Source organism: Photobacterium sp. TY1-4, from assembly GCF_025398175.1.
Lineage (GTDB): Bacteria > Pseudomonadota > Gammaproteobacteria > Enterobacterales > Vibrionaceae > Photobacterium.
Genome location: NZ_CP099735.1, coordinates 690,043 through 704,524, shown reverse-complemented (window position 1 = coordinate 704,524; position 14,482 = coordinate 690,043). Strand labels below are relative to the sequence as shown.

Sequence of the window (14,482 nt, the reverse complement as noted above, 5' to 3'; positions counted from 1 at the left end):
GAGACAAAAATGGGAGAGGCGGTTAGTTCAGCGCCATCGACATAATTTTTTCCTGGGTGGCTTCGCTGCCGGTCATTTCGCCTTTAAGGTTGCCATCATGCATCACCAGAATGCGATCACTCATGCCCATGACTTCCGGTAATTCCGAGGAGATCATCACCAGGCTTTTACCCATTCCGGTCAGCAGGCGCATCAGCTTATAGATTTCTGATTTCGCGCCAATATCAATACCGCGCGTCGGTTCGTCGAGGAACAAGATATCCGGCTGGGTCAGCATCCAGCGTGCCAGCAGCACTTTTTGCTGGTTGCCGCCGCTGAGGTTATCGATGGTTTCCTGTAGATTCGGGGTTTTCACCTTCAGCTGCTGACAGTGATCTTCACTGTCCCGACGCATCTTGCGGACATCGAGCACATTAAGCAGCGAGTGGCGATAGGCATCTAAGTGGGCAATGGACGTATTGGCGAAAATATCCAGCATCAGGTACAACCCGGAGTGGCGTCGGTCTTCGGTTAGAAATGCCATTTTGTGGCCGATGGCATCCTGGGGGTTGCGAATCTCGACGGTTTCGCCGTTGATTTGAATGTCTCCGCTATGCTTGGCACGGACCCCGAACAGGGTTTCAATCAGTTCGGTTCGACCGGCACCGACCAGGCCGGCGATGCCGAGAATTTCTCCTTCCTTAAGCTCGAAATTGATCCCGGAAAAGGCACCGTCGGATGACAAATTGCTAACCGCCAGGCGGGTTTTTCCCGGAATGGCGGTCGGCGGCGGGAAAACGTCTCCCAGATCCCGTCCCACCATCATTTGCACCAGCTCATCATGGTTGGTCTGGCTGGCTTCCCGTTCGCCGATAAAGGTGCCGTCACGAAAGACGGTGATGTCATCGCAGATACGGAATATTTCATCCATTTTATGGCTGATATACACCATGGCGACGCCCTGGGCCTTGAGCCGCTCGATGATCTCGAACAGGTGAGCAACTTCTTTGTCAGTCAGGGCAGAAGTCGGCTCATCCATGATGATAATCTTGGAGTGATAGGAAATTGCTTTGGCAATTTCGACCATCTGCATGGTGGCAACCGTCAGCTCGCTCATCGGTGTGCGCGGATCCAGGTTTAAATCCAGCGTCCGGAGCAAGGCTTCGGTATCCCGGTACATTTTGGCGTGATCGATCAGGCGGAGCGGGCCTTTGACGGGCTCACGTCCCAGCCAGATATTTTCCGCGATGCTGCGGTGCAGCACCGGCGACAGCTCCTGGTGGATCATAGAAATTCCGGCTTCCAGCGATTCCCTGGCACCGGTGAAGTTAACCGGGTTGCCCTGATAACGAATGGTACCGCTGTCACGTTGATAGATGCCAAACAACACTTTCATCAGGGTTGATTTGCCTGCACCGTTTTCCCCCATCAGCGCCATCACGCGGCCTTCCCGCAGGGTCAGCTGGACATTGTCGAGGGCTTTGACGCCGGGGAAGGTTTTGGTGATCCCCCGCATTTCCAGTAAAACCTGGCTCATTCTCAGTACTCCGAGTGTTGTTCCCTGCCTGATGCCAGACAGGGATAATCTGTAAATAGAGGATGTGATTGAGAGCGGGAGTTAGCCTTTCTTCGCCTTGAACGCAGCTAAGTTCTCTTGGGTGATCAGCTCTGCCGGGATCCAGGTGATTTTGTCGAATGGCTTTTGCTCGACGGCGTTGATGGCCGCGTCAATGGCGCCGCGGGCCTGACCGCCACCGTCCTGGAATACTGTTGCATCCAGGGTGCCGTTTTCAACGGCCATCAGCCCATCCGGTGTCGCATCAATTCCCACCACCAGGGTGCCTTTCAGTTTGCCGGCAGCCTGTAGCGCCTGAATCGCCCCTAAAGCCATGTCGTCATTGTTCGACAGGATCACATCCAGCTTGTCGCCGGCGTTGAGCCAGTTTTCGGTGACTGACATGCCCAGTGCTCGCTGCCACTGGCCGGTTTGCTTACGGGTGACGCTGAAAGCGGCATCCTGGGCAAAGAAGTCTTCGATCCCTTCGGTGCGCTTCAGGGAAGCTTCCTGGGTCAGCATGCCCATCAGAATGCCGATATTGGCGCTGTCCATTGTGTCTTTGACGTACTGAGCCTGGGTTTCACCGAATTTCTTTTCATCCGAGCCGACATAGTAAACCCCGTCAGGCAGGTAGGAAGGGCGACGATTGACATAGACCAGCTGGATACCCGCCTTGGTCACGCGATCGGTCATCGGCTGAGTGGCGTCGGTGTTTACCGGCACCACCACAATGGCGTCCATCTGTTGGACAATGAAGTTCTCGACCTGACCCAGTTGCTTGGCCGTATCTTCCTTGGCATCGACGATGGTGAGCTCGACTTTGCCATCCAGGGTGGCTGCATAGTCGTTCATGGCATCTTTCATATAGACGATAAAGGTGTCATCAAAGTTGGGAATTGCAACGCCGATGCGAATGGTATCGTCCTGCGCTTTTTCTTCGCCGCACCCGGTCAGGGCCACTAAGGCGCTAAGACACAAGGCAGCACCTATCCCTTTTGCGGGCTGGCGGATCCAGTGTTTCAACGTTTTGAGAAGCCCGGTCGGGCGAGCGTTTTTCCATAAAGCAGATAGCATGAAAGCCTCCTTGGCACCGGTTTTTACCCCGGTATGGGTTGTTTAGTTATTGGAATAAAATTTTTGTTTTGGATCTTTTTGTTACCCATGTTTCCTTCTGAAAATGAAATTAACATGGTTAATTTAAATAATTCAAAAACGAAACGTTTGTTCTGTTTTATGGTTTGAACTATATGCCGCTGGCGATTTGATGACCACATCAAGTGTGATTTTTATGTTAAAAATGTTAACCAGATCGGTTTGAAACGTATGATGAATCGATGAATTAATCCTAAATTATTGATTTTGAACGTTTCAAAATGAGCTGCTGAATTGGCGCTCTGTCGGGATGGATGTCAGTCGATATTCGGCGACGGCCACCGCCATGCCACTCAAACCTGATTCAGAACCCGTCTGTGTTCAATGTGTGATCGTGAGAAGGTTCTGCGACTTTTGTGTTCTAATTGTTTTGTCTAATATTGAAAATGAAATAAACATTTCGTATAGTCGTGCCAAGTCATGATTCGGGGCAGACCTGCCTCGGTTGTCTTGTGATGTTGAGAAAATCATCAAACAGCGCACCGGCTTGGCCATCTGATTGACTGAGCATGATGCTGAGCTGCTTGGAAGCGAGAGACGTAATTTAGGAGCGAATCAATGGAAACAATTCAGAACTTCATCAACGGTCGGATCAGCGAAAGTCATAGCCAGCGTTTTGCTCCGGTTTTTAATCCGGCGACAGGCGAGCAGACCCGCCAAGTGGTCTTGAGTTCTGCACAAGAAACGGCTGAAGCCATTGCAGCGGCTGATCAGGCCTTTGCGGCGTGGGCGAAAACTTCGCCGCTGAAGCGTGCCCGGATCATGTTCAAATTCAAGGCGCTGCTGGAAGCAAATACAGATCGGCTGGCCCGTATTATCTCCAACGAGCACGGCAAAGTGTATTCCGATGCTGTGGGTGAACTGACCCGTGGCCTGGAAGTGGTTGAGTTTGCCTGCGGGATCCCGCATCTGCAAAAAGGGGAGCATTCTGCCAATGTCGGCACCGGCGTCGACAGCCACTCGCTGATGCAGCCGTTGGGGGTTTGTGCGGGGATCACCCCATTTAACTTCCCGGCGATGGTGCCGATGTGGATGTTCCCGATTGCGCTGGCTACCGGCAATACCTTTGTGCTGAAACCTTCGGAAAAAGATCCGTCGCTGGGCATGGCGCTGGCGGAATTGCTGCAGGAGGCCGGTCTGCCGGATGGCGTCTTCAACGTGGTGAATGGCGATAAAGAAGCGGTCGACGTGCTGCTGACCGACGCGCGTGTACAGGCGGTCAGTTTTGTCGGCTCGACGCCGATTGCGGAATACATTTACAGCACGGCTTCTGCCCATGGCAAGCGTTGCCAGGCGCTGGGTGGGGCAAAAAACCATTGTATTCTGATGCCGGATGCGGATCTGGATATGGCGGCGAATGCTATCATGGGCGCTGCTTTCGGGGCTGCCGGTGAGCGTTGCATGGCGTTGTCTGTTGCGGTTGCCGTCGGTGATGAAACCGCAGACAAGCTGGTGGCAAAACTACGTGGTCACATTGATGCGATGCGTGTCGGACCGGGGATCGTGGACGGTCCGGAAAACGACATGGGCCCGGTGATTTCCGAGCAGCACAAGGCTAAAATTTGTGATTACATTGCCTCGGGCGTCGAGCAGGGGGCAAGCTTGCTGGTCGATGGTCGCGATCTGTCGGTTGCGGGTCATGAGCAGGGCTATTTTGTCGGTCCGACCCTGTTCGACAATGTCTCTCCGGAAATGACCATTTACCAGGAAGAAATTTTTGGTCCGGTGCTGGCGGTGGTACGGGTGCCGGATTACCAGACGGCGCTTGCGCTGATCAATCGCCATGAGTACGGCAACGGGACTGCGATCTTTACCCGCGATGGTGAAGCGGCACGTCAGTTCAGTGAAGACGTGTGGGCCGGCATGGTTGGGATCAATGTCCCCATTCCGGTCCCGATGGCATTCCACAGCTTCGGTGGTTGGAAACGTTCGGTCTTTGGCCCGCTCAATGTACACGGTAATGACGGCGTGCGTTTCTATACCCGAATGAAAACGGTCACCAGCCGCTGGCCGGCAAGTGTTCGTCTGGAGCAGCACGCCAGCGCGTTTACCATGCCAACCATGGATTAATACCAATCGCAGTCAATCAAGGGTCATCCTAGCTTGTTAAAATGCTCGATAACTGCGTTAGAATTTTTGATTGTAGCATCACGACTGCTCTCAAAATTTTGCCTGGTTCTCAAACATTTTTCCTGCGCTATTTCTGAACACTGACTTACTTTGATTGGTATAACGACTGTTCTTCACATTTTGTGTTGATAGTTCGAGACAAAGCAGCCCCGGTGCTTCCCCACCGGGGCTGCTTTTGTGATGACGCCTGAAAATCAGTCCGGTTGGAGAGGTACTGCAAACTCGGCAAGAGCAGCCCGATATGCTGCGGTTGCCTTGTCGCTGAGGTTAGGGGTCATGGCCTCAAACAAACTGAACAACTCCGCACCATACTGCTGTTTAAACGATTCGCTTGCGTAAACCAGCTCCAGCTCATTGGCGACCGTCAGTTCGCAAAAGGGTTTGGCCTGCTCATCGGTTAACGGGAAGCGGGTGCCGGTAAAGCGGTCTTTAAATACGATGGGTTTATCTTGCGAGCAAGAAAACTGCGGGAAAACGGAGTCCCGATCGCATGAGCAATATAAATACACCAGGGCTTCAGCCGCCTCGCCGATAATCATGGCGATTTCTGAGCGCCGGGTGAGGGAGACCATGTTTTCCTGAAATCCTGCCGTGCCGTAAGCGGCGTGGTATAGCCCGGCGACGCGTAACGTTTCATCGGCTCCCCAGCTCGCCAGGATCGATTCAGTCTCTTTGAGATGGGCAATCAAGGAGCCATTTAAATGCTGAAAATCTCCGGCACCCAGGGCCCGGAGCTGTTCAAATTGTCTGTCCATGACGGTTCCTGTTGATCGTTCTTTTGAGTGGTTTTGGTCATGCGTTTATCGAATCTGGTTGCCGAAAGCTCCCGTAGATGACCATGCTGGAAAGGCTTACTGATTTTCTGCAATACGCCATAACACGCCGCTGGGGTCGATGATACAAAACTCCAGCATGCCCCATGGCTGATGCACCAGCGGGGTGACTTTGGCGTCAAATTGCGCCGCTAAATCCAGACTTTCAACATGCTCGAACCAGCTTTGGGCATCTTCAACCAGCAAGTGCATCATGAAGTTTTGACTGTGGCTTGGCTCATAGAAGTCCTGTAACAGAAAAGCGCAGTGGCCTTTATTGAAATAGGCCACGTCCCCGAATTCTGAGGCCAGCTCAAACCCTAAGGCTTGATAGAAACGTTTGGAGCATTCAAAGTCTTTTGCCGGGACAAAACTTTTGATTTCAATCGGATTAAGATTTTTCATTGGCGCTGACCATGGTTTTCACTGAAATGAGTATCAGACTATAACGCATTGCGATGCATAGTAAACATGGGGGATAATTTCGGTGGTGTATGTGCGATCGAACTTAGAAAACACTGAGCGCCGGTGCGCTCAGTGTTTTTTGATATTGGTCCATTGGCGGATGAGGGAGTACCTATGATCTCGTTCGCTGCATTATGCCCGCAGGAAGTCGAGGATCCAGCCGGTGACGCGTTCGCTGTCGACCGGTTTTGCCAGCGAAGTCAGGCCGTCGTCGAGGACCTGAGGCGGCAGCAGGTGCTGGCGAAAGTGCATCAGATCTTTCGAGTAGGCTTTGCTGAACTCCGGGTGGCCCTGAATCCCGAGCAGGTGCTGCCCGACCTGGATCATCGCATTCGGGCAGAAAGTACTGCCGGCAAGCACCTGGGTATGTTCCGGCAGTTTGGCCACCTGATCCTGATGGCTGACGACCAGCGACAGGGTTTCCGGGACGGTGGTCCCTTCATTGAGCCAGTCCGGTGTTTGCCGCATTTCATGCGTTGCGACGCCAACGCCCCAGCCCTGAGGCGCCTGAATTACTTCACCGCCCAGCGCCTTGGCAATCAGCTGGTGGCCAAAACAGATCCCGACCAGCTTTTTCTGCTGCTGATGCAACTCGCGAATGAATCCCAGCAAGTCATCAATCCAGGGAAACGGGTCGTTGACACTGTGGCGGCTGCCGGTGGTCATATAGACATCGCATTCATCTACATCTTGCGGTAATTCCCCGTCCAGCGCCCGGTAGAAGACCAGCTCCAGCGTTTCATCCTGTTGGTGTAATAGCGACTTAAACATCGCCGGATAGTTGTTATGTTGCGGTTGCAGCTCGGCTGTGACGTCGTCACATTGTAAGATTCCGATCTTCACGTCCATTCCTCCTAAGATTCAGTCAGTCGCCCCATCACGGCATCAGTAAAGATGCGGCTGTATTCGGCGGCTGAAAATTGGATCGGGTTACCGCCTGCGGAAGGGTCGGCCACGGCCATCTCGCCCACACGTTGGGCTTCTTCAATGGTGATATCGATCTCCGCCAGGGTATGCGGGATCTTCAGCTCGGCGCGCAGGTCGAGGATCCACGTCATGAAGCTATCAAAGCCCGGGTTGTCTAAATTCAGGTAGCGGGCCAGATTGGTGATTTTGTCTTCAATCACACTGCGGTTGGCCACCAGCACGTAAGGCATCAGAATGGCATTTAACAGGCCGTGGTGCTTGTTGTACAGAGCGCCCAGCGTGTGGGCAATGGCATGCATGCCGCCCAAGCCGCGTTGGAAAGCAGTCGCCCCCATGCTCGAAGCGACCAGCATCTGGGTGCGTGCTTCCAGATTATCGCCCTGAGTAACCGCGATCGGCAGGTAGTCTTTAATCAGGCGGATCCCTTCAAGGGCGATCCCTTCGGCCATCGGGTGGTAGCTGGTGGCGCAGAAGGCTTCGAGGTTGTGTGACAGAGCATCCATCCCGGTGGCGGCGGTAATATGGGGCGGCAAGCCGGTGGTTACCTGCGGGTCGAGCAACACTTTGACCGGTAGCATCTTCGGATGGAAGATGATCTTTTTGACATGGTTCTGGGTGTCGGTGATCACCGACGCACGACCGACTTCAGAGCCGGTGCCTGCGGTGGTCGGAATGGCGATGACCGGCGCGATCCCGGCTTCATCGGCCTGCAGCCAGTTATCACCGACATCTTCAAATGCCCATAGAGGCAGGGATTGACCAGCCATCAGAGCAATAGCTTTGGCGGCATCCAGACTGGAGCCGCCACCAAAAGCGATGACGCCGTCAAAGCCACCCTGACGGTACACTTGCAGGCCATCCTCGACGTTCTCGCCGGTCGGATTACCCTGGACGCGGCTGAAAATCTCGCATCCAATGCCGGCGTCACGGCACAGTGAGACGGTGTTAGCCACCATTGGTAACTCGGCCAGGCCCGGATCGGTCACCAGCAGCGCTTTGGTGATCCCTGCTTGTCGGCAGGCCTGGCCAATTTGGTTCAGACTGTTTTCGCCCACGGAGATGGCGGTCGGATAGTTCCAATTTCCTTGCAATTGCATGAGGCTCTCCTTGTCGCCGCGCTGACACCGGTTCAGCGCGGCGGCTTATATGATCATTTTATTCTGCTGTCGTTTGGTTCAGTTGCTTTGCTTTGCTTTAGTGAAACCGAACGTGATTAAAGCTGTTTGATATGGAATGACTTCGGCCGGGTAAAGGCATCGAAGCCGAGCTGCGACAGGGTGCAGCCGCGGCCGGATTGCTTCACCCCGGTCCAGGCCAGCGCCGGGTCCAAGTAGTCACACCGGTTGATAAAGAAGGTGCCGGTTTCCAGTTGCTCGCCCAGATCGACCCCAGTCGGGATGTCGTTGGTAAAGATGCTGGCGGTGAGGCCAAAATCACTGTCGTTCATCAATGCAATCGCCTGCGCGTCACTGTCGACTTTCATGATCCCAACCACCGGGCCGAATGATTCCTCATGCATTACTCGCATGCTGTGATCTACGTTGGTCAGCACCTGCGGTGTCAGATATGGTGTACCAGCTTCACTGGCCGGGAAATGGGTTTCATCGATGTGGGCAATCGCGCCCTGCGCCACCGCGTCCTGGATCTGGCCACGAACGAAATCGGCGGCACCGGTTCGCACCACAGGGCCCAGCGTGGTCTCCGGATCGTCCGGGCGGCCGAGTTTGTATTGCTTCACAAGCGCCACGGCTTTGTCGACAAATGCATCATAGCGGCTGTGATGCACGTAAATGCGCTCAATCCCGCAGCAGGACTGGCCTGAATTGAAGAATGCACCGTCAATGGTGGTTTCGACTGCGACATCCAGATCGGCATCTTCACGTACATAGGCCGGGTCTTTGCCGCCCAGTTCCAGCCCGACGCCGATAAAGCGCCCGGCGGCGGCGCGCTCGACATGGGCACCGCCCTGAACCGAGCCGGTGAACGCCACGTAATTAACTTCATCAGACTGGATGATGGATTGGGTGTCATCATGGCTGAGATGCAGGTACTGGAACACGCCATCCGGTAATCCGGCGGCTTTGAACGCCTCAACGAAACGTTCGGCACACAGCGGCGTTTGCGCCGAATGCTTCAGCACCACGCTGTTGCCCGCCAGCAGCGCCGGAACGATGGCATTGACCGCCGTAAGATACGGGTAGTTCCAGGGGGCGATCACCAAGACCACGCCGACCGGCTCACGTTTGATGTAGCGGGTGAAGCCGGGTTTTTCCGGCAGCACCAGCGGCGCAAGGGCCTGATCGCTGGCTTCGATCATATAACGGGCTCGCTCGGCCAGACCGCCGACTTCACCGGCGGTATAGCGGATCGGACGGCCCATTTGCCAGGTCAGCTCCTGACCGATTTCATCTTTATGGGCTTCAAACCAGTCGACAGCTTTGCTGCAAATCGCCTGACGCTCGGTGAGGGCGGTGGCCGCCCAGCTTTTTTGTGCGTGCTGGGCATTGTCCAGCGTGCGCTGAATTTCGGGTTGGGTTGCCAGCTCACGGCTGACATACACGCTGCCGTCCACCGGCGAGACTGTGTGTTGCATGGTTGTCATGATGCGCTTCCTTAAATGATTTCGAAGTAACGGTCCATTTCCCAATCGGTGACATGCTTTCTGAATTCGCGTTCTTCCCACTCTCGGCTGGCGGCAAAGTGATCAACGAACTCATCGCCGAACATGGTCCGGGCGGCCTCGGATTGCTTGAAGCGTTGCGCGGCTTCCCACAGTGTGCGTGGTAATTCTAATTCTGGCGCATGTTGCTGATCATAGGCATTGCCGATCACCTGCTCGCCCGGCTCCCACTCCTGCATGATGCCGTACAGACCGGAAGCGAGTGCAGCGGCCAGCGACAGATACGGGTTGGCATCGGCAGCACCGAGGCGGTGCTCGATCCGTTGGGATTTTTCTGAGCCCGGGATCACGCGCAGGGCAGTGGTGCGGTTTTCAACGCCCCAGGTCGCGTGGGTCGGCGCCCAGAAGCCGGGGATCATCCGGGTGTAGCTGTTGATGGTTGGTGCAATCAGACACAGGAACTCCGGCATCAGCCGTTGCTGCCCGGCCAGGAAGTGGCGCTGCAGTTTGCTCATGGTGTTGGGCTGCGTGCTGTCGTAAAACGCTGAAGAACCGTCTTTGTTTTTCAGCGACACATGAATATGGCCGCTCTGGCCTGGGTAGTCACCGGACCACTTGGCCATGAAGGTGGCCATCAAATCACGTTTTTGGGCCAGGACCTTCATGAAGGTTTTGAACAGGGCGGCTTTGTCGGCAGCTGAAGCGGCGCTGTCGACGGCCAAAGCGGCTTCCAGCACGCCGGGGCCGGTTTCGGAGTGGATCCCTTCGATTGGGAAGTCCATTTGTTCGGCCATGCCCAGAATCGCCTGGTAGAGATCGGCATGGACGGAGTTGCGGATCATCGAATAGCCGAACCAGTCCGGGGTGATCGGCTGCAGGTTACGGAAACCTTTTTCACGCGCCGAATGCGGGGTTTCATTAAACATGAAGAATTCATATTCCAGCGCCGCAAAGGCTTCAAAGCCCATGCCGTCCGCTTTTTCCTGAATGCGGTTTAGGGCACCGCGTGGGCAGACTTTGGCGGCTTCGCCGTCGAACTCGGCGATAAACAACAACATGCCGTCTTCTTCAAATACCTCACGACAGGTGTGCGGCAGAATGCGTACCGGGGCATCCGGATAGCCGGTATGCCAGCCGGTGTATTGGGTATTGTCGTACAGCTGATCTTTGGAATCCCACCCTAAAACAACGTCACAAAACGCGAACCCGTTTTCCAGGGAAGAGAAGAACTTGGCCTTCGACATGTACTTGCCGCGCATGATCCCGTCATTATCAAAGATCCCGACTTTAATATGGGTCAGTTGGCGCTCTTCCACAATTGCCATCGCATCTGCGATTGTCTTTACGTCTCTTGGTTCCATGTGTACCTCTATCGTTCTGAGGGCTCGTTCCTGAGCCAGTGTGACTGTTGGTGAAGGCGCGCTCGCGGAAACTTTCTGGGTTCGGCTTCCATGCGCCGCGCCTTATTTAATGTTGTTGTTTGTTGTCCTGGATTAACTCAGCTCTGATTCTGCGTTGGCAATCAGGGCAAATTCTTCTTCTGGCGCGTTGGCCACGATGCGGTGGCGGCTGTAGAGCAAGAAGTACGTCAGCATGACGACATAGAACAGGGCTGACCACAGGGCGGCCTGGGTGCTGACCACGAAGGTCGATGCCAGGGCAATCAGCGATAGCACCAGCGCAATACCTGAAGTCAGGGTACCGCCCGGTGTTTTGTACGGACGCGCCAGCTGTGGCTCTTTACGGCGTAGGATGATGTGCGACAGGCTCATCAGGGCGTAAGAAACCGTGGCACCGAAGACAGCCATGGTGATCATCAGGTCACCTTCGCCGGTCAGTGAAAGCAGAAAGCCGAGGATCCCCGGGACAATCAGTGCCCAGACCGGCACCTTGCGCTCACCGGACAGCGACAGGAAGCGGGGCAGATAACCGGCGCGGGACAGGGCAAACACCTGACGCGAGTAGGCGTAGATGATGGAGAAGAAGCTGGCGATCAGACCGAACAGGCCGACGATGTTGACGAACTTGGCGGCCATGGAATCGGCGCCGTAGACAAACTGCAACGCTCCCACCAACGGCGCACTGTGTGATTTCATCGCTTCGGCACCCGCACCACCCGGGACCAGGAACAGGACAGCAGCGGCAAAGATCAGCAGAATGACCATCGAAGCAATGATGCCGCGTGGCATATCCTTGGCCGGGTTACTGGCTTCTTCGGCGGCCAGTGGCACCCCTTCAACAGCCAGGAACAGCCACATGGCAAATGGCAGCGCAGCCCAGATCCCGACATACCCTTCAGGCAGGAAAGCACTGGCACCGGCGACATCCGGGTTTGCTGGGATGGTGAAAAGGTTATTGACATCAAAATGCGGCAACATCCCCAGGACAAACACGACAATCGCAATGACGGCGAGTACGGTAATCCCCATCATAATGCGCAGCGCTTCTCCGGCACCCCAGAGGTGGATCCCGACGAAGACGCAGTAAAACCCGGCATACACCACAGGGCCGTCGATGCCGATCAGCTCGTTGACGTAACCGCCGATGAATATGGCAATGGCGGCGGGTGCAATGGCGTATTCCAGCAGGATTGCCGTGCCGGTGAGAAAGCCCCCCAGCGGACCCAGGGCGCGGCGGGCAAAACTGTAGCCGCCCCCGGCGGTCGGGATGGAGGATGACATTTCAGCCAGACTGAGAACCAGACACATGTACATCAGGCCCATGATGATGGTGGCTAACAGCATGCCCCCAAAACCTGCGCGCTCCAGACCAAAGTTCCATCCGGCGAAATCACCGGAAATCACATATGAGACGCCGAGGCTGGCGAGAAGGACCCAGCCGGCCACGCCTTTTTTTAACTGACGCTTACTCAAATAGTCGTCAGTTCCTGCTTCACTTTCGACTGCTCGGTTATTGCTGTTAGACATAACATTTCCTTATGAACGGTGAATAGAGTCAATCGCACTTCGTGTTACAAGTTCTTAACATAAAGGCGGCGCTCTATTGACCGCAACAACAATTAATTACGCTAACAATGAGCTATTAATTTTTTTAATAGTGATCAGCAGAAGTGCCCCGGACGGCTGTGCATCAGCGCTTCTGCTGGGGCGGGTTTAGCCGACTGTTAGCTCTTTTTCCAGCCAGGGTAGCTCGCGTAAGACGCCCGGCAGGAATTTTTCGGTCATGATTTGGCGGCTGTCTCCGGCAAGGATTTGCGGGAGTTTCCCCAGCTCGTTGGGGCGGCTGACCAGGGTCAGATTACGGTGCAGGGGCTCATCGGCCGGGAGCGGCAGGCAGGTCAGTTTGTCGCGGGTTAAGCCGCTCTGAAACAGGCAGAGTGGGGTGGTGATGGTCCAGCCTAAACCGGCGGCGACACTGGAGAGCACGGCGAAGGTGTTATCCAGCTGCATATGCGAAGGGGCATTGACATCCAGCCGCCGCAGGTAGCGTTCAATGGTGGTGCCGATGAGGGAGTCGCTGGTATAGCGGACAAAATCAAGCTCTCGCAGCAGATGATGGAACGACGGATAAGACTTGGCCAACCGGCTGGGCACCACCAGCACAAAGGGCTCGCGCAGGATGCGGTGGCGGCTGAGAAAAGCGTTATCTTCCAGGGCATCATCGGAAATAATGATGTCGACATGTCGGGTCAGCAGGGCCTGGGCATGCATGTGGGAGCGCCCGGTGCTGATGGTCCAGCTTTCGGTATGCCGTTTGATGACTTCGACCAGCGGCTGGCCCAGCGAGGTCGCCAGGGAGTCGACCATAGCCACGCGCAGCAGATGGAGTTTCTGAAAATCACCTTTCGACATTACCTGGTGGGTTTTCTCGGCCTGCGACAGCAAATGGCACGACTGATCATAAAAATACCGGCCGGCCACGGTGAGTTCCATTGGGCGGACACTGCGATCAAGCAGCGCAACATTGAGATTGCTTTCGAGGGCGGAGATAGTTTGCGAGACTGAAGATTGGGTGAGTCTGAGCTGGTTCGCGGCCAGCGTCATATTGCCGGCCTGGGCGGTGGTAACAAAGACCTCCAGCGCCCGGAGATCGAATCCGAATCCTTTCAAAATAGCGTTCCTGTACTGCGGATGTTCTTTCCCTGAACATCTTGGTTCAATGACTCAATTGACCACTGAGTGAATACTTTAGACTAATGCCTTCTGCGCATGAGCGCAATTCATGAAATGAGACTTTTGCCATAAAGTCATTCACTTATAACCGCTTTTTTATCCCAGCAGGCGACTGCCATCGGGGGTATCTTTATTGGATAATCGTCTCGATGAGGTGATCGTCTGGGTTGGCTTGACCGCTTAGGTGAATGGTCAGCGCCGGGACGATGACTTAGAATCGAAACGGATCGGGTCTCAGGAATCATAAGGAGAGTTTGGTGAGTCAGAATTACAAAGGAAGTTGTTTGTGCGGGGCGGTTCGGTTTGTGGTGGATGGATTCAGCCCGAAAGCGGTCCATTGTCACTGCAGTATGTGCCGAAAATTTCATGGTGCTGCTTTTGGGACGCTGGTTGGTGTGTCCGGACTGAAGTGGCTTGCCGGGACACAATCGCTGCAAGACTTTACCGCGCCCAACGGGACCGTACGTACCTTCTGTCGGGTGTGCGGCTCAAGTCTTGGATTTCGGGTCAAAGGTGCTTCTGCGGCTGACATCGAACTGGCCATCGCCACGTTTGATGATGACATTCCGGTTCAGGTTGATGCTCATATTTACACCAATTATAAAGCCAACTGGTGTGAGCTTCAGGATCCGCTGCCGAAGTTTGGCGAGGGGCGCCTAACCTAGTCTGCCGACTGAGATTGAACAAGCAAAAGCCCGCACATCTT

The 14,482-nt window shown here is 54.9% G+C and carries 12 protein-coding genes; 2 read left to right on the top strand and 10 right to left on the bottom strand.

The genetic code is table 11. The annotated features are described in order from the left end of the window. Positions 1-22: 22 nt before the first annotated feature. On the bottom strand, positions 23-1,516 hold the full coding sequence (locus tag NH461_RS19885; RefSeq protein WP_261604331.1) for a sugar ABC transporter ATP-binding protein: 1,494 nt from the start codon (positions 1,514-1,516) through the stop codon (positions 23-25). A gap of 81 nt (positions 1,517-1,597) precedes the next feature. Beyond that, positions 1,598-2,611 (bottom strand): sugar ABC transporter substrate-binding protein, encoded by a 1,014-nt coding sequence (locus NH461_RS19880; protein ID WP_261604330.1) that lies wholly within the window; start codon positions 2,609-2,611, stop codon positions 1,598-1,600. Between the two features lie 636 nt (positions 2,612-3,247). Between NH461_RS19880 and NH461_RS19875 the strand changes: the two genes are divergently transcribed. Further along, positions 3,248-4,759 (top strand): CoA-acylating methylmalonate-semialdehyde dehydrogenase, encoded by a 1,512-nt coding sequence (locus tag NH461_RS19875; RefSeq protein ID WP_261604329.1) that lies wholly within the window; start codon positions 3,248-3,250, stop codon positions 4,757-4,759. Between the two features lie 254 nt (positions 4,760-5,013). Here NH461_RS19875 and NH461_RS19870 read toward each other — a convergent pair whose 3' ends face one another. From NH461_RS19870 to NH461_RS19835, 8 genes are all read right to left on the bottom strand, one after another. Next, a complete protein-coding gene (locus NH461_RS19870) occupies positions 5,014-5,574 on the bottom strand; it encodes a DUF6817 domain-containing protein (RefSeq protein ID WP_261604328.1) in 561 nt (186 codons plus the stop codon). A 96-nt stretch (positions 5,575-5,670) separates the two neighbouring features. Further along, complete coding sequence (locus tag NH461_RS19865; protein ID WP_261604327.1) at positions 5,671-6,036, bottom strand: VOC family protein; 366 nt, start codon at positions 6,034-6,036, stop codon at positions 5,671-5,673. 192 nt (positions 6,037-6,228) lie between these two features. Continuing rightward, on the bottom strand, positions 6,229-6,939 hold the full coding sequence (locus tag NH461_RS19860; RefSeq protein WP_261604326.1) for a glutamine amidotransferase-related protein: 711 nt from the start codon (positions 6,937-6,939) through the stop codon (positions 6,229-6,231). Between the two features lie 11 nt (positions 6,940-6,950). Continuing rightward, positions 6,951-8,120, bottom strand: a complete 1,170-nt coding sequence (locus NH461_RS19855; protein ID WP_261604325.1) for an iron-containing alcohol dehydrogenase — start codon at positions 8,118-8,120, stop codon at positions 6,951-6,953. Between the two features lie 116 nt (positions 8,121-8,236). Continuing rightward, a complete protein-coding gene (locus tag NH461_RS19850) occupies positions 8,237-9,625 on the bottom strand; it encodes an aldehyde dehydrogenase family protein (protein ID WP_261604324.1) in 1,389 nt (462 codons plus the stop codon). Positions 9,626-9,636: 11 nt separating this feature from the next. Then, positions 9,637-11,004 carry a glutamine synthetase family protein gene (locus NH461_RS19845; protein WP_261604323.1) on the bottom strand — a complete coding sequence of 456 codons (1,368 nt, stop codon included), beginning with the start codon at positions 11,002-11,004 and terminating at the stop codon, positions 9,637-9,639. 132 nt (positions 11,005-11,136) lie between these two features. Then, positions 11,137-12,570: an ethanolamine permease gene (gene eat, locus NH461_RS19840; protein ID WP_261604322.1), complete on the bottom strand. Its 1,434-nt coding sequence runs from the start codon at positions 12,568-12,570 to the stop codon at positions 11,137-11,139. Between the two features lie 186 nt (positions 12,571-12,756). Then, positions 12,757-13,713 carry a LysR family transcriptional regulator gene (locus NH461_RS19835; protein WP_261604321.1) on the bottom strand — a complete coding sequence of 319 codons (957 nt, stop codon included), beginning with the start codon at positions 13,711-13,713 and terminating at the stop codon, positions 12,757-12,759. 320 nt (positions 13,714-14,033) lie between these two features. On the opposite strand from NH461_RS19835, the gene NH461_RS19830 reads away from it, so the two are divergent. Continuing rightward, entirely contained in the window at positions 14,034-14,441 is a 408-nt protein-coding gene (locus NH461_RS19830) for a GFA family protein (RefSeq protein WP_261604320.1), read from the top strand. Positions 14,442-14,482 lie beyond the last annotated feature (41 nt).

What these genes read in the sequence shown, in the direction of transcription:
- eat (WP_261604322.1), bottom strand. Translation starts at nt 12,570, where the DNA reads ATGTCTAACAGCAATAACCGAGCAGTCGAAAGTGAAGCAGGAACTGAC.
- NH461_RS19855 (WP_261604325.1), bottom strand. Translation starts at nt 8,120, where the DNA reads ATGCAATTGCAAGGAAATTGGAACTATCCGACCGCCATCTCCGTGGGC.
- NH461_RS19885 (WP_261604331.1), bottom strand. Translation starts at nt 1,516, where the DNA reads ATGAGCCAGGTTTTACTGGAAATGCGGGGGATCACCAAAACCTTCCCC.
- NH461_RS19875 (WP_261604329.1), top strand. Translation starts at nt 3,248, where the DNA reads ATGGAAACAATTCAGAACTTCATCAACGGTCGGATCAGCGAAAGTCAT.
- NH461_RS19870 (WP_261604328.1), bottom strand. Translation starts at nt 5,574, where the DNA reads ATGGACAGACAATTTGAACAGCTCCGGGCCCTGGGTGCCGGAGATTTT.
- NH461_RS19850 (WP_261604324.1), bottom strand. Translation starts at nt 9,625, where the DNA reads ATGACAACCATGCAACACACAGTCTCGCCGGTGGACGGCAGCGTGTAT.
- NH461_RS19845 (WP_261604323.1), bottom strand. Translation starts at nt 11,004, where the DNA reads ATGGAACCAAGAGACGTAAAGACAATCGCAGATGCGATGGCAATTGTG.
- NH461_RS19880 (WP_261604330.1), bottom strand. Translation starts at nt 2,611, where the DNA reads ATGCTATCTGCTTTATGGAAAAACGCTCGCCCGACCGGGCTTCTCAAA.
- NH461_RS19865 (WP_261604327.1), bottom strand. Translation starts at nt 6,036, where the DNA reads ATGAAAAATCTTAATCCGATTGAAATCAAAAGTTTTGTCCCGGCAAAA.